Annotated in this window: 21 protein-coding genes and 3 tRNA genes; 4 read left to right on the top strand and 20 right to left on the bottom strand. The window is 30.0% G+C overall.

Annotated features, from left to right (window positions below; translation table 11 throughout):
• Positions 1-18: 18 nt before the first annotated feature.
• A complete protein-coding gene (locus KO506_RS13245) occupies positions 19-723 on the bottom strand; it encodes a pseudouridine synthase (protein WP_215995401.1) in 705 nt (234 codons plus the stop codon).
• Positions 724-836: 113 nt separating this feature from the next.
• On the opposite strand from KO506_RS13245, the gene KO506_RS13240 reads away from it, so the two are divergent.
• Entirely contained in the window at positions 837-1,379 is a 543-nt protein-coding gene (locus KO506_RS13240) for a DUF4251 domain-containing protein (RefSeq protein WP_215995400.1), read from the top strand.
• On the opposite strand, the gene KO506_RS13235 is transcribed toward KO506_RS13240, so the two are convergent.
• The 8 genes from KO506_RS13235 to KO506_RS13200 all read right to left on the bottom strand — a co-directional run bounded on the left by KO506_RS13235 (position 1,372) and on the right by KO506_RS13200 (position 9,047).
• The gene (locus KO506_RS13235; protein WP_215995399.1) at positions 1,372-2,589 is read right to left on the bottom strand and encodes a multidrug effflux MFS transporter; all 1,218 of its coding nucleotides are present in this window, start codon (positions 2,587-2,589) and stop codon (positions 1,372-1,374) included. The genes KO506_RS13240 and KO506_RS13235 overlap by 8 nt on opposite strands.
• Positions 2,590-2,776: 187 nt before the next feature.
• Positions 2,777-3,193 carry a DUF805 domain-containing protein gene (locus KO506_RS13230; protein WP_215995398.1) on the bottom strand — a complete coding sequence of 139 codons (417 nt, stop codon included), beginning with the start codon at positions 3,191-3,193 and terminating at the stop codon, positions 2,777-2,779.
• Between the two features lie 10 nt (positions 3,194-3,203).
• A complete protein-coding gene (locus tag KO506_RS13225) occupies positions 3,204-3,587 on the bottom strand; it encodes a DUF805 domain-containing protein (protein WP_215995397.1) in 384 nt (127 codons plus the stop codon).
• A gap of 27 nt (positions 3,588-3,614) precedes the next feature.
• Entirely contained in the window at positions 3,615-4,949 is a 1,335-nt protein-coding gene (locus tag KO506_RS13220) for a DUF58 domain-containing protein (RefSeq protein ID WP_215995396.1), read from the bottom strand.
• Between the two features lie 111 nt (positions 4,950-5,060).
• Positions 5,061-6,086 (bottom strand): AAA family ATPase, encoded by a 1,026-nt coding sequence (locus tag KO506_RS13215; RefSeq protein WP_215995395.1) that lies wholly within the window; start codon positions 6,084-6,086, stop codon positions 5,061-5,063.
• Between the two features lie 4 nt (positions 6,087-6,090).
• The gene (locus tag KO506_RS13210) at positions 6,091-7,308 is read right to left on the bottom strand and encodes a DUF4350 domain-containing protein (protein ID WP_215995394.1); all 1,218 of its coding nucleotides are present in this window, start codon (positions 7,306-7,308) and stop codon (positions 6,091-6,093) included.
• On the bottom strand, positions 7,308-8,081 hold the full coding sequence (locus KO506_RS13205) for a DUF4129 domain-containing protein (RefSeq protein WP_215995393.1): 774 nt from the start codon (positions 8,079-8,081) through the stop codon (positions 7,308-7,310). Before KO506_RS13205 ends, KO506_RS13210 begins: the two co-directional genes overlap by 1 nt.
• Complete coding sequence (locus KO506_RS13200; RefSeq protein WP_215995392.1) at positions 8,082-9,047, bottom strand: stage II sporulation protein M; 966 nt, start codon at positions 9,045-9,047, stop codon at positions 8,082-8,084.
• A 21-nt stretch (positions 9,048-9,068) separates the two neighbouring features.
• On the opposite strand from KO506_RS13200, the gene KO506_RS13195 reads away from it, so the two are divergent.
• On the top strand, positions 9,069-9,881 hold the full coding sequence (locus tag KO506_RS13195; protein WP_215995391.1) for an RDD family protein: 813 nt from the start codon (positions 9,069-9,071) through the stop codon (positions 9,879-9,881).
• An 868-nt stretch (positions 9,882-10,749) separates the two neighbouring features.
• Here KO506_RS13195 and KO506_RS13190 read toward each other — a convergent pair.
• The 11 genes from KO506_RS13190 to KO506_RS13140 form a co-directional block, all read right to left on the bottom strand.
• Positions 10,750-11,157: a hypothetical protein gene (locus KO506_RS13190; RefSeq protein WP_215995390.1), complete on the bottom strand. Its 408-nt coding sequence runs from the start codon at positions 11,155-11,157 to the stop codon at positions 10,750-10,752.
• Between the two features lie 54 nt (positions 11,158-11,211).
• Positions 11,212-12,291 (bottom strand): hypothetical protein, encoded by a 1,080-nt coding sequence (locus tag KO506_RS13185; RefSeq protein WP_215995389.1) that lies wholly within the window; start codon positions 12,289-12,291, stop codon positions 11,212-11,214.
• On the bottom strand, positions 12,275-12,520 hold the full coding sequence (locus KO506_RS13180; RefSeq protein ID WP_215995388.1) for a hypothetical protein: 246 nt from the start codon (positions 12,518-12,520) through the stop codon (positions 12,275-12,277). Before KO506_RS13180 ends, KO506_RS13185 begins: the two co-directional genes overlap by 17 nt.
• Positions 12,521-12,701: 181 nt before the next feature.
• Positions 12,702-13,850, bottom strand: coding sequence for a nucleotidyltransferase domain-containing protein (locus tag KO506_RS13175; protein WP_215995387.1), 1,149 nt, complete (start codon positions 13,848-13,850; stop codon positions 12,702-12,704).
• The gene (locus tag KO506_RS13170; protein ID WP_215995386.1) at positions 13,847-14,482 is read right to left on the bottom strand and encodes a hypothetical protein; all 636 of its coding nucleotides are present in this window, start codon (positions 14,480-14,482) and stop codon (positions 13,847-13,849) included. The genes KO506_RS13175 and KO506_RS13170 overlap by 4 nt, the downstream gene beginning before the upstream one ends.
• A gap of 237 nt (positions 14,483-14,719) precedes the next feature.
• Positions 14,720-14,941, bottom strand: coding sequence for a DUF2188 domain-containing protein (locus tag KO506_RS13165; RefSeq protein ID WP_215995385.1), 222 nt, complete (start codon positions 14,939-14,941; stop codon positions 14,720-14,722).
• A gap of 10 nt (positions 14,942-14,951) precedes the next feature.
• Positions 14,952-15,593 carry a transcriptional repressor LexA gene (gene lexA / locus KO506_RS13160; protein ID WP_215995384.1) on the bottom strand — a complete coding sequence of 214 codons (642 nt, stop codon included), beginning with the start codon at positions 15,591-15,593 and terminating at the stop codon, positions 14,952-14,954.
• Between the two features lie 158 nt (positions 15,594-15,751).
• A tRNA-Ile gene (locus KO506_RS13155) sits at positions 15,752-15,836 on the bottom strand.
• 70 nt (positions 15,837-15,906) lie between these two features.
• Complete coding sequence (locus KO506_RS13150) at positions 15,907-16,065, bottom strand: DUF2158 domain-containing protein (RefSeq protein WP_215995383.1); 159 nt, start codon at positions 16,063-16,065, stop codon at positions 15,907-15,909.
• Between the two features lie 1,278 nt (positions 16,066-17,343).
• Positions 17,344-17,425 (bottom strand) — tRNA-Tyr (locus KO506_RS13145).
• 58 nt (positions 17,426-17,483) lie between these two features.
• Positions 17,484-17,557 (bottom strand) — tRNA-Thr (locus tag KO506_RS13140).
• 503 nt (positions 17,558-18,060) lie between these two features.
• Here KO506_RS13140 and KO506_RS13135 point away from each other — a divergent pair.
• Entirely contained in the window at positions 18,061-19,668 is a 1,608-nt protein-coding gene (locus KO506_RS13135) for a glutamate synthase-related protein (protein WP_215995382.1), read from the top strand.
• Positions 19,655-20,185 carry an outer membrane beta-barrel protein gene (locus KO506_RS13130; RefSeq protein WP_215995381.1) on the top strand — a complete coding sequence of 177 codons (531 nt, stop codon included), beginning with the start codon at positions 19,655-19,657 and terminating at the stop codon, positions 20,183-20,185. The genes KO506_RS13135 and KO506_RS13130 overlap by 14 nt, the downstream gene beginning before the upstream one ends.
• Positions 20,186-20,191 lie beyond the last annotated feature (6 nt).

Here is a 20,191-nt window from a genome sequence, read left to right as displayed (position 1 = left end):
AATCCCTTGTAGGTTTCTTTATAATAACGGATTTCTCCAATCAAATTTATCAAATAAGGAAAGCCAATCTCCTGGAAAGGTAGCTTTTAGAATTAGTTTTTCTGATGTAAAAGGATGTATAAACTCTAATTTACCTGCATGTAAAAACAAGTTTTGCCAGCCAAAGTTTTCAGCATACATTACATCATGATTTTTATCACCATATTTTGCATCACCAATTAAAGGATGACTAATTTTATTCATATGCACTCTTAATTGATGCATTCTTCCTGTTTTAGGTGATAATTGAACCAAACTGTAACGTGAAGAATCATAAGGTTTTACAGGAATATCTAAAGTGATATTTGCTAAAGTTTTCAATTCAGTTAAGGCGTCTTTGTGCACATTAGCATCTCTACCTTTTACAGGAGAATCTATTGTTTTTACATCAGGAGAAAAACCACGTACTATTCCAAAATAAGTTTTTTGAATCTCGCTATTCGTAAACAATTCTTGAAATTTAGAAACATATTCTTTCTCTTTTGCTAACAGAATAATTCCTGATGTTTTACGATCTAATCTATGAATAGGATACACTTTTAAACCTATTTCATTTTTTATAATTTGTAACAAAGAATCTTCATCTGCAACATTTCTAGAATGATAGGCATGATGTACTAAAACATTATTAGGTTTACTTACACAAAGTAAATAATCGTCTTCAAAAATAATTTCTAAACTCATTTTTCGATTTAAGGGGATAAAAATACTATATTTTCGATTTAAATTTTTAAGATTATTTTAATTGATTTTTAATTCTTTTTTAGTAAATTTAAAACACTATATATCAATATTTTATGAATTTTAAATTTCAATATTTATTTTTAGTAATTCCTGTACTGTTATTTACAGCTTGTAAAAGTACAGTTACAGTACCAGAACTTGAGGCTTTACAAAAAATGGTTGCTAACAATCATTTTGAGTTTACTGCTGGTTCTGCAAACCCAATGCCAATGGCTAATGTTAGAGGTTTAGAAAAGTTATTGCCTGTAGGTAGTAATATGTCTAACATAAATTTAATTGGGAATGCTAATTATTTTAGAGTGAAAAATGATTCTATTTTTTTTGAATTACCTTATTATGGCGTAAGACAAATTGGTAGTACTTATGGCTCTGATGTTGGCTTAAAATTTGAAGGCAATCCTGAAAAAGGAACAACTACCTATAATAAAAAGAAAAAAAGGTATTCTCTAAAGTACGTTGTAAAAACTAAAGATGAAACCCTAAATATTAATTTAATCTTGTTTGTAAATAACAAAGCTACTTTATCAATTAACAGCAGTCATAGAAGTAATATTAATTATAATGGTACTTGGCAAGAATCTATAAATTCTAAATAGTATTTACTTTAATGCTTTTTCTCTTCGAAAATTCTAAATACTGAATTAATGCTAAAGAAATTGTACCACATACAAGAAAACCTAAAAATAGAGGTAAAGCAGAAGTACTGATATAACTACCAATAAATGTAGCAATAGGTACAGCCATAATTGTAGAAACAAATCCATTTAAAGCAGCTCCAATTCCTGCAATATGCCCAATATTGTTCATGGCTAATGCTCTAGTGTTACCAAACAAAAATCCCAAAGCAAAAAATTGAAACCAGAAAAAGACAATTAAGATAGAAACACTTGGGTTAGGCTCTCCATAAAACAAAATCGTATAAATTAAAGGAATGATAGTAAAAATGATAGCAAACATTTTTACCAATTTCAGCATTCCGAATTTTACAACCAAAGTTCCATTTAAAAAAGTAGAAAATCCGATACCAAAAGCTAAACCTGCAAAAATAAAAGGAAACTCTTCTTTTAAGTTGTATTGATTTTCAAATATTTGTTGGCTAGCACTTAAATATACCATAAAAGAACCTGTTATAAATCCAGAGAAAATAGTAAAAATTACAGCGTTTTTATCTTTTAGAAACGCTTTGCTGCCTTCAATAAATAGAGTGAATTTAAACTTCTTTTTATTTTCTGGTTTTAAGGTTTCTGGTTGTCTTTTCCAGAACCAAATCATAAAAAAAGTACCCAATACTAACTGACTGTAGAAAATTGCTTTCCAACCATAAGCGTCTAATAATATTTTACCAATGGCAGGTGCTATTACAGGTACAAGAATAAATAAGGCTACAACAAAAGACATTACTTTAGCCATATAATTACCACTAAAACGATCTCTAACCATAGCAATACTTATAGTTCTTGGTGCAGAAAGCCCCATACCTTGTAAAATTCTTCCAAAAATCATCATTTCTAAACTTGTAGAAAAAATGCAAATTAAACTGGCTAAAGCAAATATGATAAAACCTACATAAATAACGGGTTTTCTACCAAAACTATCTGACAATGGCCCAGAAATTAGTTGGCCAACTCCTAAGCCTAAAAAAATCATTGTAATTAACAATTGATTATTATGCTGATCTACAACATTTAAAGAAGTACTAATACTTTCAATTGCTGGCAATAATGCATCTATAGACAAGGCAACTAAAGACATTAGTGATGCCATTATAATAATAAACTCTAACTCAGATTTTTGCTTAATTGCCATAGCCTGCAAAAGTAGTCTATATAACTTGCATCCAATATTTATAAGTCTTAAAGAAATGTAAAAAAGGATTTGCTAGAAGTGATAATAAAATTGAATAATCTCAACATTAAAAAACTTTAAAACTTACTCTGTCCTTAAAATTTTGTGTAAACTGGTTGTAATTTTAACTAATAATTCGTGTGTTTTACTATTCTGTACCAATTTGATTGATTAAAGTATCATTACCAACACCTTTTGGGTTTTCTCCCCATTTATTTGATCCATTGTAACTATCCATACAATTAAAAATAAGCAATACAAAACGCCCTATATATGGTATAATAACTAGTAAATACCACCAGCCACTTCTGTTTGTATCGTGTAAACGCCTTACTGATACAGCAATTGTTGGTATTAATGTAGCCAAAAAGTAAAATCCTAGTATAATTAATCCTATATCACTAGGTTCTTCATTACTATCAAATCCGCCAGAAGAAAATATTATTATTAGTGAAAGTAATACTATGATTAGTATTTGAAAAAGAAAGAACATCCAATATTCTTTTCGTCTTGCTCTGCCTTTAAAATCTGCATATTGTTGTAATACTTTTAAATACCAATTCATAGTTTGTTTTTTATTCTTTTCCTATTTCATTTATCATTAATTCTTGCTGATCGTGCTTTGGATTTGCTCCCCATTTATTAACGTCATATTCACCATCAGTGCAAAAAAGAATTAAATTGTAAATTGGTATTAGCATATACCAACCACTTTTACCAACATCGTGCATTCTTCTAGCACTTACAGCCAAGGTAGGGACTAATGTGGCTAAACTATAAATAGTCTCTAAATAGCCATCTTCATTTAAAAAACCATAAGTTGTTCCAAAAACATTATCTAAAACCTTCATTAAAATAGAAATGATTGCATTAATTAAAACAAACATCCAATATTCTTTTCGTCTTGCTCTGCCTTTAAAATCTGAGTATTGTTGCAATACTTTTAAATACCAATTCATAGTTTATTTTTTTTTAAATTTAATAATTTAGAACAAACCTCTCGATTTTAATTCTAAATATTTGTTGATACTTGCACCTGTTAAATCTTGTGGTTTTGTCAATACAGACTGTATTCCGTACTTTTTTAATTCGTTTACAATGCGTTTCTTCTCGTACATAAACTTCTCTGCTATAATGCTGTCATAAACACCTTGAATATCATCTGATTCTGAATCAATCAAAGCATCTAATTCTGTGTTTTTAAAGAACACCACTAATACCAGATGATTTTTAGCCAAAGCTCTTAAATAGGGGAGTTGTCTGTTTAACCCATCAATTGTTTCGAAGTTGGTGAAAAGAATTAATAAACTTCTGTGTGTTATTTTTCTTTTTACTACGGAATATAAAGTACTAAAATCAGGTTCTTCGAAATTGGTTTTAATATTGTGTAAGGCTTCAGAAATTAAACTCATTTGCGAGTTTCTTCTTTCTGCAACTACCCAATCTTCTAGCTTTGTTGCAAAAGATAACATACCTGCTTTATCTTGTTTTCTAAGGATGACATTGCTGATGGCTAAAGTTGCATTCACAGCATAATCTAACAGACTTAATCCATCAAAAGTCATTTGCATAGCTCTACCTTTATCAATAATGGCATAGACAGATTGCGATCTTTCCTCTACAAATTGATTCACCATTAATTGGTTTCTTTTTGCAGTGGCTTTCCAGTTTAAGGTTCTAATATCATCACCAGAAACATATTCCTTAATTTGTTCAAACTCTAAAGAATGCCCTATTCTTCTTACTTTTTTAGATCCATAAGAAGTGGTAGAGCTGTTAAAGTTTTTAATATCAAACTCTTTTAGTCTTAAGAAAGATGGGTAACATTTAAGTTCTTTTTCATCTGCTAAAACATATTTTTTAGTTGCCAATTGTAAACCTGAATTTGCAAATACATTAATATGTCCAAAAAGATAAACTCCTCTTTCTTTTGGTGTTAATTTATAATGAATGGTTTGGTCTGTTTTCTTTTGGATGATTTGTTCAAAAATAAAATCTCTTTTCTGAAATTGATAAGGCAATTCTTCTATAAGCGACAAATGTGCAACAAAAGGATAATTGTTTTTAATAATTAAAGAAACCTTATTTTCATCACCATTAGATAATCTTTCTGGTAAATTTCGATGTACTTCAATCCCATTTTTAGTTTGATATAAAATAAGAATATCAATAAAAGTTAAGACAATTAAGATGAAAAACAACACTTTAGCGATTTCGAAAAAGATAGGTGCAAAGAAACCAACTACAAATAAGGTAGCAATACTACCTAAAGCATAGTAGAATCGATTGTTTAAAAAGAGTGTGTTGAATAGGTTTTTCACAAATGATGTAATGGTTTATGTTTTACTTTTTTTAGTCTTTGTTATGGATGAAGTAAGTTTGTGGTTAATGATAAGGTTGCTTCAGTCGTAACTTCTTCGCAAGGACTATATTTATCTTGGTATTTCTACAGCTTCAATGATTTGTTCTATAATTTGTTTACTGGTTAAACCTTCCATTTCTCTTTCTGGAGTAACAATTACTCTGTGTTGTAAAACAGGAATGGTTGCTCTTTTAATATCTTCTGGTGTAACAAAATCACGACCTTCTATGGCTGCAAATGCTTTAGATGCAGCTAAAATAGCAATACTTGCTCTTGGTGAAGCTCCTAAATATAAAAAGGAATTGGTTCTTGTATTTACCACAATGTTTGCGATGTATTTTAACAAGTTTTCTTCTATTTTTATTTGATTCACTAAACTTCTGTATTCTAATATTTTATCGCCCTCAATAATTGTCTCTATTTTGCCAACTTTAGTAGTGTTCTCTAAAGCTTGCTCTCTCATTATGATTTCTAATTCCTCTTCTGCATTTGGGTATTCTATAATAACTTTAAATAGAAAACGATCTAATTGCGCTTCTGGCAACCTGTAAGTACCTTCCTGTTCTATAGGGTTTTGAGTTGCTAACACTATAAATGGCTCTTGCATTGTGTATGTGGTTCCATCCATAGTTACTTGCTTTTCTTCCATAACCTCAAACATTGCTGCTTGTGTTTTGGCAGGTGCTCTGTTTATCTCATCAATTAAAATCATATTAGAGAATATAGGTCCTTTTTTAAACTCAAATTCCGAACTTTTTACATTAAATACAGAAGTCCCTAATATATCCGAAGGCATTAAATCTGGTGTAAACTGAATTCTACTAAAGCCTATATTTAGGGTTTTAGACAACAACTTTGCTGTAATGGTTTTGGCAACTCCTGGTACACCTTCTATTAAAACGTGTCCGTTTGCTAATAACGAAACTAGCAGTAAATCCATCATTTCTTTTTGGCCTACAATTACCTTCTGCAATTGCTTTTTTATTTGAAAAACACTTTCTTGTAATTCAGACAAATCGATTCTACTCTCAAAAGCAAGGTTGTTTGGTGTCTCTATATGTTCTGGTTGTTGTAATGGTTCATTTGGTGTTTCCATAAACTTATTTTTTTAAGAATTTTACAATCATTTTATGTAGTACAAGTAACTCTTCTTGAGTGCATTTTGACTTCTTATTTAAAGTGATGATTGTGTTGATTAAGTATTTTGTATTTCTGATATCATTATCTGACTTCGCTGCTAAATCTCTAATAAAATCTTTGTTTAAATTGGTTGTATTTAGCAAGTATTTTGTGCGTACTTTTTCTAAGAAATAAGCAATCTTTTTATCGACTAAATTCTTATGATTTTGCTCTTTTAAGTACAAACTTGCAATGGTTTGTGTAAAAGCAACAGTGGTATTTTGTAAAGGGTGTATTACAGGAATGGCACGTTGTTTTCTTCTAAAATTAAAAAGCATAAATAATAAAACGCCTGCCAAGGTTATGCATAAAAACCAAGTTAAAGTGCTATGCTGTAAAAAGAACTTAAATACGGACTCATGATCTTCATTTCTATCATTAGCGTATTTACTCCATTTTATTTGAGGGTCCCAAAAAACAGTATTAGAAGGCAAATAGGAGAGTAGGTGCTCTGCATAAACTTCTTTCCCCTTTAATAGGTTGTAATTAGTAAACACAATAGGATTGCTGTGTACATAAATAGCACCTTTACCATGATAAATCTTTAAAAAGTTAGGTACTAATTCTCCATCTATTTTGGCATTACCTAAAACAATGCTTTTGTTTTCGTTATAGGTTACAAAATAGTGTCTTTGTATATTTCTATCAAAAGTAAAAGTTTCGTCTTTAAAGCTTTTATCAACTAGAGAGAATTCCCCTTTTAAGGCTTTTAAATCTACATTATCATATACAAGTTTATCTAGATTATTTGTGGTGATGTCTAACTGTTCTAATAAATTATCACTAAAATAATTTAAAGATAAAAAGGCATTATTACCATCATAAACAAAAGATAATAAATCTTTTATACCCTCTTCTGGTAATTTATTGGCAGTATTCTTAATACAAATATAGTTGCCAAAATCAGCTTTAGTGGTATCGTAATTTAAAAATAGGTAATCGTAAAAGTTCTCTTTTAATTGTACAATTTCTTGATTAGGAAAAAGATCATTAACTTCATTGTAAATGATATAGGTACCAAAAGGACTTTTTTCCTTTTCTCTATAGTTTTCTACCCAATTGGTTTTATTACAACTTGTAAGTAGTACTAAAGTTGCTATGATGAACAATGGTATTTTTAATGTTTTCCTTATCAGCATCAAACTATAGATTTTAAAAAAGATTGATACTTGTTTTGGGCTATTTGAAAGCTATTTTCATCCACAGGGAATTCGCCATACCATACGTAAGAATATACATAAGAAAGGTAAGAGAATTCAGTTCTGGTTTGTGTATTTTCTATCTCAAAAAGATATTCTGAATTGGTTTTATCTTTATGATAATCAATAATTTTCTTGTTTGATAGGCCTTTTAACGTAGATAAGTAATAATATCTTATGGCTAGTCTAAAATCTTTGTTGGTAATGGCTTGTTGCAATAGAGCTTCTAAATTGAGTTCGTGAATGTCTTCATCTTCATAAATTAATTTACCCGAAGAAGTTTTGGCCTTGTTCGTAGGTTTCCAAAAACGAGCGTCGAAACCTAATACGGATTTTAAAATCACAAATATTACAAATCCGCCTAAAAGAAAAGGAAAAATAGACGACATAAAAAAACTAAAGAGACCTAAAAATGCACTACTGGAATTACTGTCTGTTTCTGGCTCTGGCTCTTCCTTTTTAGTTTCTTCTTCTTCTTTGTACTCAAAATCATCGCCTTTATACTTTTCTTTAAGGTCTGTATTAAAGTCTCTTTCTGTGCTTATTTGGGTATTTTTAAGGTATACAATGCTGTCTTTTTGAAACGCTGTAGAATCTAATGCAACCTGTAGTATACTGTCACCTTGAAAATAAACGGAATCTACAACCGAATTTTCTTGTGCTTGTAACAAAAATGTACACCAAAAAAGGAGGGAAGCTAATAGTGTTTTCATTTACCTTAAACTGTGTTTACGTGCCACTTTAAAAGGCAAAATCAAATAATAATAACTAATGCTCACCAAACTAAACCCTATGATTAAGAAACAAAATACGGCTGGCATTTTGTTGGAATAGCGAGTAACATAACCTTCTAAAAATGCAGCAATTATAGTAAACGGAATGGTACTTATAAAAATGTAAAAGGCATCTCTAATTCCTTTTTTAAAAGACTCAAAACGTTTTAAAGTACCTGGAAATAATATACTTGCGCCAATAATATAACCAGCTGCTGCTTCTATGATAATTCCAAAGATTTCGTAAGTACCGTGAATCCAAATTCCTTTTAAACTATCGAATAAACTGTTGTATTGATAGAAGAAAGCCTGAAAAACTGCCACCATAATTGCATTCTTTACCACGTAAAAAGCAGTACCAATTCCTAAGAATATGCCTGATAAAAACATGTATAAACCCACTCTTTGGTTATTGTCGTAAATGCCAATAAATGTACCCCAATTGCTACCCCCTTTGTAAATAGCCATTGCATCTCCGCTTTCTATATTCTCTATAGTTAGGTCTACATAATTGTTGCCAAGAATTTGTCTTGCAAAAGTTTCATCATTAAAAGTAGAAAGTAAACCCACAAAAAAGCAGACAAAAAAGACGATAAATGAAAGGTAAAAGTATTTTCTGTATTGATAGCAGAGTAGTGGTACCTTGTCTAAAAAGAAGTAAATAAACGGATTTTGATTTGTTCTTTTAGAATCGTAAACGTGATCGAAACTAGATTTTGCTAGCTTGTTTAAGTATACAGTAACCTTACTTTTAGGGTAATAGGTTTGTGCATATACCAAATCGTTCATGATTTTTATATGCAAGTTGGCAATGTCATCAGGACTTTTTTTATCTTTATTTTGAAATCCTTGTTCAAATTCAAGCCATTTTTCTTTATTTTGCTTTATAAAAGCCACCTCTCTCATTAGAGCGAATTTAATCATTGCATGAAAACACTCCAAATAAAAACAGCACAAAATGTAAATATAAAATTTACAGCAGCGAATGTATTTCAACGTCTTTTGGCTTTTTCTGTAGATAACGTTATTAAGTTTGCGTACTTTTATTTTGCAGCTAAACTATTTGATTTTAACCTTATAGATGATACTTTTAATGGTGATGGTTGGACCATAAAAGCCATGGAAGTACTTTTTTTATTGCCGATAACATTTTATACTTTGTATTCTGAAATTTTATTGGATGGGCAAACCCTAGGCAAACGTTTGTTAAAGATTAAAGTAATTAATATTGATGGTTTTAAACCCAGTATTACAGATTATATAATTCGTTGGTTTTTACGTATTGTTGACTTTAATCTATTTATTTTATTGTTTATTTATGCAGCTTCTTTAGGTTTAGGTGACCAAGCAGGTTTATTACTTACGTTGTTTTTTTTCGGTAAATTAGTTGGTTTTCTTTTAATTTTATTTACCAATCATAGTCAACGTTTTGGTGATATTATTGCCAATACCATTGTAATTTATTTAAAGGATGATGTACAATTCTCGCAAACCATACTTGAAAATATTAAAGAGGATTATGTACCAACGTATGCAAGTGTAATTAAACTTTCTGATAATGATGCACGCATTATTAAAGAAACATACAAAACTGCAATTAAAACCAGTGATTATAAAACCTTAATTAAATTGCGTTCCAAAATTTTAGAAGTAACCGATATTAAATCTGTACACAAAAGTGATACGGAATTTATTGATGCTATTTTAAAGGATTACAATTATTACACACAAAACATGTAATTTGATATTTTTGTTAAATCTGGGCTAATAGGTGTGTTGCAAAATATTCTATTTTACATAATATAAATTATAGCACAAATATATAGTAATTGCTGTATAGCCGTATTTCAGGCTATTTACACATAATTATCGATATAGTGCCTTTAGGTCTATATCGTTAATAATTATGTTAAAAGAAATTACGGCTTATGAAGTTCTAGTTTATATTCGTATACGCGATTCTCAAGAAACTTCTCGTTACACATTTGTAGCTATAATTCGACATTATGTAAAATTGCCTCTTGCCAAAATCGGTCATATTGTTTTATTAAAAATAATTATGCTACGCAGTAATTTTTTTAAACACAATTTTCCAACGCTTGCAGCCGCACAAAAGCTAACATTTTTAGTTTGTTCAAAAATTTATTATTCTATAATAATCCGTTAATATTTTTTTCTAATACCATTTTCGTAAACTTACCACAAGAGCATAAATTTTAAAAAAATAAAATTCTATGCACTTGTTCTAATCAAGCATTTGTATAACATTTTTTAGCTTTTAGAATTTAATTAAATTTAGAATTAGATTTTAAAATTGTTAGTTGTAAGGGTTAATTATTATCTTTTTTTCTTGATAAAAAAAGAAACAAAAAAATCAAGGCTCACATATAATTTTGGAAACAATCACGGCTCAATCGCTATATTTTAGAATAAATTGTAATTATTAACTTCACTTTGAAAAGGTTTTAACATTTTGATAATCAATACTATTTATTGTTAACTCTCTAAAATATTACGCTCCTTCTCCTATTGTTTTAACAAATTTATATTAGGCCATTTGCCAACGCTTCATCTGGGTAAAAACGTGTTAGCTATTTAACATAATAAACTAACTTTTAAGTTTACTAATCATATTTTCTAAATCGTATTTCGCAAATTCTGGAATTGTATTTGAAGAGACTTTAATCTCCCAATTTGATAAACTAGGCATTAAACTTACTTCGTTCTCTATAAATATGTTGCTGTTAGATTGCGTTAAATCTTTTGAAGGAATTAAATAAACAACCTTAGGTTCTTTATCAATTATTAATACTAGAGTGATAAACAAGTTATCTTTTAGTTCTCCTAATTCTTGTTTGGATATTTTAATACTGCATTGTATGGTGTCTAAATTTATTGATTGTAGATATAATTGATTATCTCTAATTAAAAAATCAACGTCTTCCCTCCCATTTATTTTGGGTGTTAATTCTAAACTAAAGGTTTTGAGTTCCGATTTTAGAAAATCTACTGCCATAATTATTTGATGTATTCTACCTTTTTTTTAACAATAGTCAGCCTCCATAATAATTTATAATTCGAATATTTCCTTTAGGTAGTGTGGTTCTTGTTTAATACGGTTAACATCTTTTATAAGAAAACTAGCAATATCAGATTTCTGTGTATCCGTAAGTTTGTCAGATAAATTATTATTTGAGTTAGACAAATCAATAATTCTTTCATTTCTAAGGTTTTTAGCAATGAATAACATACTATTCAACAGGTTATTTTTATCAGATTTGTTGATGCCATAATTTTCATCTGATAATGCAGCAACAACACATTGATCAATAATTGTTGTTGGCAACTCTAATTCATTCCTGTCTCTATATACCTTTAACAGTTTTACAATCCTTCTAGTTTTTGGTTTGTTAACCATTAAATCCTTGTCAATTCCAACATTAGATTTTACTGAGCTTCCTTTTTGCCATGCCCAATTTGGATGAACATACAAATTAAGTTTTTTATCTAAATCATAATTGTTAATTTCCCTACCAGGTACTATATCAAAATGAATTACTTCTTCATCTTGGCTATGGAAAGTCAAACCAATGGACTTCTTTTGCTTAGTGATTTTGGCTTTCGACGAAAAAGATTCTTCTATGGTTTCAAAAACATCATTATACATCTTTTCTAATGTAGGATAATAATTTCTCTGAAAAGGCAAAATTATATCCAGATCATAATTTGACCCAATCGCTGTTCTTTTATGAAATGATCCAGCATCTTCAGGAGAAGCCACTAACCCTGCTTTAAATTTTTTCGATAATTTTTCTTTTACATTCTTTCTATATTTGAGTACATCATTGTAGAATTTTGAATCTGCTTTCAAATGTTCATTTTTCAATATGTCTTTTAGGTACTCACTCGAACGAAAAGGATTTTTATTCTCTTTATTACGTTTTAATTCATTTGTCAAATAACCAACCCCACCTCCTACACTGGCACCAATTAAGCTGTTTTTTAAAGTCCTTTTCCCATCATAATTCTCCCATGTGAATTTTTCGCCTCTTTTATCATGATCAAACCATTGAGAAAGTATATCACTTATAGCAATAATTCCACTTCCTAATAATGCCCCTTTAATAATATACTTACTTTTTCTTCTCATTTTTTTTCTTTTTAGGTACAGTATGAATTCCACCACCTTTCCATTCACCAGTAATATGCCAATTTTCATAATGATATAACCATAAACTTGTCCATGGAATAATACAGTCAGAAAGTAACATTTTTGAATTAAATTCTTGGTATTTAGGATAATACAAGCATAATTCATTCAATGGATAAACATGAGGGATTTTATCATTCTTAAAATTCCTCTTTAATTCTGGGTTCAAAATATTCACTTTCGGTCGCTTACCTATTCTATATTTTAACTTAAAAGAGTAATTAATACTTCTTGAAGTAGGCCTTATTAATCCAGAACATATAACACAATCTTTTAAGAGCTTAACGCTGAATTCGGGATAGCTTCTTTTTAGAGCAATAAATTGCTCTGATAAATTATATGTTTTTTGCTTATTCACTTCCGAAAAAAGTATTGTTTTTTATTGGTTTCGTACTATCAACAAGTGATTCGGCTAAAATACCAGTCGAAGTGTTGATACCAATACTATTCATCTTCCTAGCTTTTTCAAGCTGGTTTACTTGTGATTCTTGTGCTTTTAAGAATGCTTTTTCACCAAATAATCCCTTTATTGTATTTGCTTCCTCAATAACACCATTTTCATCTTTCAAAATTTTCCATTGCTTATCTAAATGAAGTACGAATTTCTTAAAATGTTCATACAATTCAGGTTCTTTATCATCATCCCACTTATCACTAAAATCCTCTTCAGAGTTTACAGGATTTAATATTTTCAAGCGATTTCCAACTAGACCTACGATGTTAAAATTTTGCTTTATTTTATTTATGATATTTTCAATAGTATCAAAAATTGATTCTTCACCTTCATAAAACTCACCTGCAATAGTTGTTAAAATTATGCTGGATGTTGCCATTTTAGGGTTCGACTTAAAGTACTCATCACGATACATCTTGATTAGCTGAACCGCTCTTTGTAAAGGTTTCTTTTTAGAAAACTCATCAGCTGGTAAATTTTCCATTGCATACGCCTTTTCTAGTAAGGTCATTTTTGCCAAATTTGATTTGTCTACAAACCAATTTCCATAACCTCTTGGATTACTCGACGTCCAATCTCCTAATTCCCTATCTGGTATAACTAATTTATCTTCGTCATAGCTTGTTTCTTGACAACCAGGTAAAATATCCATATGAAAATCACCAGCGTAGTTTAGGCGAATACATCTATTCTTTAATTCAACTTTATCTTTATATCTATCACTATTTTGCAGAACTCTTTTTAATTGATTGTAAATATATTGTGGAGAATATTTCTCCCAATCCATAATAATATGTACTACTATATCTAAATCGAATTCATTCTTTCCAGTAGGTTTGACAGTAGTCCCAATTCGAACTGAACCTTGAGGGTATATTTCAAAAACGGCGTCTTTAAAAAAGCCCGTATCTTCATTAAGTAAACTCTCGATTGCTCTATAAGCTGTTTCCATTCTTTCTTTACGCGTATCATCTAATTGAATTTGTTCAGCGATTCTGGCTAATAAATCGTCTAACTGCGTATTTTTATTTTTAAATAATATCATGCTTTACTCCATTTTAAATTTAAAACCCACTTTGTGTGCGGACCAATATTGTATTTAGTGTTTAACTCTCCCTCATCATAACCTAGTTTATTAATCATTTGGGCACTAGCCCATTTGATATACTCACTATCTCCTTTAGATAATAATTCTTCCAATTCCTTTTTTTGTGATTCATTTGGTATCAATTCTAAAACATCATATTGCAAAATCTCCCAACAATCCCAACCCGATTCAATAGGAGCTCTTTTTAATGGCGTTTGTACTGATTTTATAAATCTGTAATTAACGTATGGGAAATTCTTTTTTTTAAGGATTCGATTATCTGCTTTTCCACCCAATAATTCTTCGTAAAATTCTCTCCAATGAGAAATTTCACGGTTCTTTTCACTATTAAACCAATCAAGAAACTTCATTGCATTTCTAGCAGGGACAAAAACCGCTAAATCACCTTTTTTTAATCCAGCTGTTTTCATTTTTAAATCATCAGTTGCATTCATTTCCTTCAAAACACTTTGTGTTTCAGGCAATCTTTTATACTTCCCTCCTACGTGTTGATACCAATTCCAATTTGGATTTGCATTTTGTACTAATAGGTATTTATCATTAACCTTAATTACATACTGATATGACATGGAAAATCTTATGTATTTTCCAAATAGGCTAATCCAATAACAATGCAAGGTTAATTTTAACCTTTTTCTGTTTTTGTAAAAGAAATTAAAACTATCAATTGTCAAAACAGTGATAAGTAAAATATAGCCGCCTCCAATGAATTCGGGACGAAGCGATTCATCTATATTATAACCAATGATAATTAGAATTAATGCAACTAATATTTTTAAAATGAATCTCATCATATATATTTAGTATTAACCTTTTGGTGGAAAATTATCGTTACCAAAACTATCTTTCTGTCGAATTTGTCCTTTTTGGTTATGAACTAAAAGTTCAGATTTTTGATTTTTCGCAATATTTCTAGCTACATTAATTGCCTCTTTTTGAGTAGAAGTGACTTTTGTTGCCTTTTGATTCCCTGCTCCTTTAACTGCCCAACCACTATTATGTGGAACTACGTGTTGATTCTTTTTCATTATTTACATTTTATATTTTTATTATACTTTCTACAATGCCTTGTATTTTAAAATCTCTTGTTAATATAATTGGCTGATGCTCTTTAGATGTTGATTTTGGCAACAAAACAATATGGTCTGTATTATTTTTAAACTCCTTAATTGTAGCTTCATCATCAATTAAAGCCACTACTCTATCTCCATCTTCAGCGGTTTGTTCTTTTCTTATTAAAACTAAATCTCCATCATCAATATTAGCTTTGTTCATTGAGTCACCAGATGCACGAAGAATAAAATACTTTTTATCATTTTTAATGAGCTTTGTTGAAATAGAAATTTCTGTTTCAATATTTTCTTCAGCAAAAAGCGGATATCCACATGCAACATTTCCTAATATTGGTATACTTATCATTTTTTCATACTCTTCTTCACCTTCAGCAACATTAAAATTTGCTGATTGTATAGAATTATAAGTTTTTTTAGAAGTATGAGTTTCTAGTAATTCAGCAACTGCAACATCTAATATTTTTGCAATCTTGAATAAATCTTCAAGACTCGGTTGTCTCCTATTTTGCACATATGAGTTAACCATATTGTAGCTCTTATCTAATTTTTCAGCTAACCAAGTTTGCTTAATACCTTTACTTTCTAAAACTTCTTTTATACGATTCATTATAAAGTATTGATTTACAGATACAAAATTAAACAATAGTGTTTTAGTATCTCATTTAATGAGATATAAACTATTAACAAAATGATAGTGTTTATTAACATTAATACTTTAAAGAACTATTATAAATGGGAAAGACTCCCTTTCGAGAGTCTTTCTTGCGGAGAGTATGGGATTCGAACCCATGGAACCTGTGAGAGTTCGACTGGTTATAAATCAGCTGCATTAGACCGCTCTGCCAACTCCGAAAAGATTATTATTCTTTTCGGAAATGTAGAGGGAAAATCTCCGCATAATTTTTTTTAAAAAGTAGAATTTATTGTTCTAGTTCTAATTCTTCTTTTACAAAACCACCGTATTTTAGTTCATTACCATCAAACCATTTACAGCTAACATCATTACCAATTTGATATATTGACATACTTGGTCCGCCAGATTTTAATACAACTACATCTCCAACTTTTAAATCATTCATATTATAACATTTTAATTATTTAAGTTAATTTAAAGTCAAATTTTATGCCAATAGAATATTGTCAGGACAAACTTCAATATTATAACAAATTGATAATATTTATGAGGATTTAATGACTTATTGATATATTTTTCGTTAATATTATGCCATTCCATACACATTTCACTACACTCCTATCTTCGTTTCGTAAAAAGCGCATTCCATTACATTTTTAAAGAAAGATTTGAGAAGAAAAAAATAAAAGAAAAATTGAAGATTTAATCTCGCTTTAACCCAAAGCAAAGTAACATAACATAACATAACATAACATAACATAACGCAGAACATTATAGGACGATTGTATTAGCTTATTTATATTATTGTTTTTCAACCATTTTATAAACATTTATATAAATACTGTAGCTTTATACTATCATTTCGAAGTAAACGCAGTTTAGTTGAGAAATCTAGTATTTAGAAAAAGGTTTCTCCATTACAGTCGAAATGACATTTATTTTAAATGAACAAAACACTAAAAACGGGCTCTCTACCTCAAAATACCAGCATTTTTGTGTCCTTTCTAGGGCTTCCTTCGAGTTTGCTTCGGGTCTCTTCCCTAAAACGTCAATTTTTAAAAAATACACCCCTAGCTCACCCGAACAAAACCCGAACAAGACTCGAACAAAACCCCTTAAAATCTAGAAAAGTGGGTCATTCAATGTCAGAGAGTGTCATTTAGTGTCAGAAAGGTTCACAAATGGTCAAATGGTGGCAACATGTGTTGTAGGTTTTTTATGCTAACTTTATGTGTACTTGATACAATTTTTCGTACCTCAAAATCATTCGTACTGACAGTGAGGATAGAATTTAGTATTATATTATGTAAGTAGCTTTTTTTAATGTAAACTATGAGTTCTCGATACAATTTTTCGTACCTCAAAATCACTCGAACTGACAGTGTGATTTGGATTTAGTTAATGAGGAGATTCCTGCCTTCGCAGGAATGACAGTAATTGAATGTTAATTGTAATTTATTTGTTAGTTTTAATTTAAAGATTGCTTTACTGCACTATCATTTCGTTCGCAATGACGTTTGGTTTTAATAATAAGATCAGTTAACAACTTAATTCTAAATTACAATACTTACTCAATGTACTTTAAGCGCTTTCATTTGGTCACTTCTAACACCAAACCAATCTTGGCTCATGAATCTTGAATCCAAAACCTAAAATCCAAAACCTTGAACATTAAATAAAAAACCTTGAATATTAAATCTATAGTAAAGAAAAGAAAAAAGTGTGGGGAGAGCAGGATTCGAACCTGCGAAGACGTAGTCAACGGAGTTACAGTCCGTCCTCGTTGGCCGCTTGAGTATCTCCCCTAGTTATTTACTGTTTTAAATAAAATAACAATTACATATAAAATGTAATTGTTATTTGAGCCAATGGAGGGACTCGAACCCACGACCTGCTGATTACAAATCAGCTGCTCTAGCCAGCTGAGCTACATCGGCTTTTGTTATAAATAACTACCTTTTCTATTAAAGGTGCGCGAATATACTAAGTTTTCAAATAAATCCTAATAAATATTTTATTTTTTTTTAAATGTATGCTAGAACATACTATAAAATCATTCCGAGACTTTTTTACACTTATCATTACAAGTAGATAAAATGAAATACTCTTTTAATTGAAACCCAGAAATTAATCGGTTTATAGAAATTACAACCTACTACTCTATTTCTATAAGTCTTCCTCGTGTTAACCTCTAAAAAGCCCATTTTTAGAAAATAATAACTTGCACTTACTGGGTAAATCTTGAATCTATACTGAGCAAAATCTACTAAATAGCCAAATTTTGTGTTTGCATGGGGTATCTTGGTTTAGAGATGTTATTATAGTTGATAAACGACCAGTTTGTTTAAATACATGTTAGTAAGTGAAATGTATATTGTAAGTAATTAAAAACGTTATCGACAACATCAAGACTATTAAACTAATAAACAACCAATATTTTATGAAAAAACCAGTAATTATTGCAAAACTAAGTGAGTTAATTAATAAAGAACCTAAGCACGCACTTATAAATGGCTTAGATTTAGTAATCGTTAAATTTGATGATGCAATTTCTGTACTTTACGGAAGATGCTTGCATAGAGGAGCCTTAATGTCTGATGGTTATGTAGATGGAGATAATCTTATTTGTGGTGTTCATGGTTGGGATTATCGTGTAGATTCTGGTGTTTCTGAATACAATAACAAAGAAGTACTTCATAAATTTTCTACTGAAATTGAAGGAGATAATTTATTTGTTGATGAGTTTGAAATTGATTCCTATTTAACAAATTACCCACAACCATTTAATCGTGATCAGTATTTAGGAGCTTATGCAGATACACATCCAGAAGAAACAGAACCTTATACAGGTTATATAAAAGAGTTAGCTCAAAACGGATTAAAAAATATTGGGCATCATGGTTTTTCTGCTTCTATGGGTGTTGACAGAACTACGCTTCCACAATGGAATGATATCCAGTTTTTGCCAGCACAATTAGCATCTAGACCATTATTAGATCATGAAGCTGTTGCAACTAAAATTACGATTGGACCAAAAGCAAAAAAACCATTAGAATTAGATATACCTTTGTTTGTGAGTGATATGAGTTTTGGAGCTCTATCTAGAGAAGCAAAAATAGCTTTATCTAAAGGTGCACAATTAGCAGGTACAGGAATCTGTTCTGGTGAAGGTGGTATGTTGCCAGAAGAACAAGCAAATAATTCTAAATACTTTTATGAATTAGCTTCTGCACAATTTGGGTTTACTTGGGATAAATTAGATAATGTACAAGCATTCCATTTTAAAGCAGGTCAAGGAGCAAAAACAGGTACTGGAGGACATTTACCAGGTAATAAAGTAAGTAAAGAAATTGCTGATGTTAGAGGTTTAAAAGAAGGAGAAACAGCGATTTCACCTGCAGCAAACCCTAATTTTCATACTGTAGAAGATTTTAAAATATTTGCTGATAAAGTACGTAAACATACAGGAGGAATTCCTATTGGTTTTAAATTAGCAGCTAGTCATATAGAAAAAGACATTCAGTTTGCTTTAGATGTGGGTGTAGATTATATTATTCTAGATGGTCGTGGTGGAGGAACAGGCTCTGCTCCTACTATTTTAAGAGATCATATTAATGTACCAACCATTCCTGCATTAGCAAGAGCAAGAAAATATTTAGACAAAGTTGGTGCTACAGATGTTACTTTAATAATTACTGGTGGTTTGCGTGTTGCCGAAGATTTTGCAAAAGCAATGATGTTGGGCGCTGATGCTATAGCAGTATCAAACTCTGCATTACAAGCTATTGGTTGTTTAGGTATGCGTGCTTGTGGAAGTAATAACTGCCCTGTAGGAATTGCTACTCAAAAAGAGTCATTGCGTAGTAGAATTATGATAGATTCTTCTGCCAAACAACTGCAAAATTATTTTGAAGCAACAAACGATTTAATTAGAGTGGTTGCACGTTCTTGTGGTTATGATGATATTACTAAGTTTAATCATGATGATCTTTCTACATATAATAGAGAAATGAATCTCTTATCTGGTATTAATTATGCAGGTATATAAATACTTGCTTATAATAGGCTTTGGTTTATCTTCTCTAATAACAGTTTCTCAAGAAACAGAACATAATGAAAGTGAGCAAAGTTTTATTGTTGGTTTTGGACCAACACTCGAATTAAGCCATAGTTTGGCAGGTATAAATGGCCGATTTTATTACGGAGTTAATGAATCTTTTTGTTTTGGTCCTGAAATTTCATATTTCCCTTATCAAAATACTGATAAGGGATACGAAAAATCGATTATTGATTTAAATATTAATGCACACTATATATTTGAGTTAAATGAAAGTTTAGGAGTTTACCCTTTATCAGGAATTAATTATACCATAGAAAATGAAAGGTTTGTTGAAGAAAACGACGAACATAAAAAAGAAAATGATTTTGGTATTAATTATGGTATTGGAATCCATTATAAACTAAAAGATCTGTTTATTTTTTCTGAGTTTAAAGGAATAGCTGGTAATCTAAATGATGAATTTATTACCATTGGTTTTATTTACAATTTTTATAATAAAAACTAGATTTTT

The sequence above is a fragment of the Polaribacter vadi genome (assembly GCF_018861005.1).
In the GTDB taxonomy this organism is placed as follows: Bacteria; Bacteroidota; Bacteroidia; order Flavobacteriales; family Flavobacteriaceae; genus Polaribacter; species Polaribacter vadi_A.
Note: the sequence above shows the minus strand (reverse complement) of the source record. Positions and strands in the feature narration are given on the sequence as shown.

What these genes read in the sequence shown, in the direction of transcription:
- KO506_RS13170 (WP_215995386.1), bottom strand. Translation starts at nt 14,482, where the DNA reads ATGTCATATCAGTATGTAATTAAGGTTAATGATAAATACCTATTAGTA.
- KO506_RS13195 (WP_215995391.1), top strand. Translation starts at nt 9,069, where the DNA reads ATGAAAACACTCCAAATAAAAACAGCACAAAATGTAAATATAAAATTT.
- KO506_RS13210 (WP_215995394.1), bottom strand. Translation starts at nt 7,308, where the DNA reads ATGCTGATAAGGAAAACATTAAAAATACCATTGTTCATCATAGCAACT.
- KO506_RS13215 (WP_215995395.1), bottom strand. Translation starts at nt 6,086, where the DNA reads ATGGAAACACCAAATGAACCATTACAACAACCAGAACATATAGAGACA.
- KO506_RS13225 (WP_215995397.1), bottom strand. Translation starts at nt 3,587, where the DNA reads ATGAATTGGTATTTAAAAGTATTGCAACAATACTCAGATTTTAAAGGC.
- lexA (WP_215995384.1), bottom strand. Translation starts at nt 15,593, where the DNA reads ATGAATCGTATAAAAGAAGTTTTAGAAAGTAAAGGTATTAAGCAAACT.
- KO506_RS13240 (WP_215995400.1), top strand. Translation starts at nt 837, where the DNA reads ATGAATTTTAAATTTCAATATTTATTTTTAGTAATTCCTGTACTGTTA.
- KO506_RS13245 (WP_215995401.1), bottom strand. Translation starts at nt 723, where the DNA reads ATGAGTTTAGAAATTATTTTTGAAGACGATTATTTACTTTGTGTAAGT.
- KO506_RS13175 (WP_215995387.1), bottom strand. Translation starts at nt 13,850, where the DNA reads ATGATATTATTTAAAAATAAAAATACGCAGTTAGACGATTTATTAGCC.
- KO506_RS13165 (WP_215995385.1), bottom strand. Translation starts at nt 14,941, where the DNA reads ATGAAAAAGAATCAACACGTAGTTCCACATAATAGTGGTTGGGCAGTT.
- KO506_RS13130 (WP_215995381.1), top strand. Translation starts at nt 19,655, where the DNA reads ATGCAGGTATATAAATACTTGCTTATAATAGGCTTTGGTTTATCTTCT.
- KO506_RS13230 (WP_215995398.1), bottom strand. Translation starts at nt 3,193, where the DNA reads ATGAATTGGTATTTAAAAGTATTACAACAATATGCAGATTTTAAAGGC.
- KO506_RS13200 (WP_215995392.1), bottom strand. Translation starts at nt 9,047, where the DNA reads ATGAGAGAGGTGGCTTTTATAAAGCAAAATAAAGAAAAATGGCTTGAA.
- KO506_RS13190 (WP_215995390.1), bottom strand. Translation starts at nt 11,157, where the DNA reads ATGGCAGTAGATTTTCTAAAATCGGAACTCAAAACCTTTAGTTTAGAA.
- KO506_RS13185 (WP_215995389.1), bottom strand. Translation starts at nt 12,291, where the DNA reads ATGAGAAGAAAAAGTAAGTATATTATTAAAGGGGCATTATTAGGAAGT.
- KO506_RS13205 (WP_215995393.1), bottom strand. Translation starts at nt 8,081, where the DNA reads ATGAAAACACTATTAGCTTCCCTCCTTTTTTGGTGTACATTTTTGTTA.
- KO506_RS13235 (WP_215995399.1), bottom strand. Translation starts at nt 2,589, where the DNA reads ATGGCAATTAAGCAAAAATCTGAGTTAGAGTTTATTATTATAATGGCA.
- KO506_RS13135 (WP_215995382.1), top strand. Translation starts at nt 18,061, where the DNA reads ATGAAAAAACCAGTAATTATTGCAAAACTAAGTGAGTTAATTAATAAA.
- KO506_RS13150 (WP_215995383.1), bottom strand. Translation starts at nt 16,065, where the DNA reads ATGAATGATTTAAAAGTTGGAGATGTAGTTGTATTAAAATCTGGCGGA.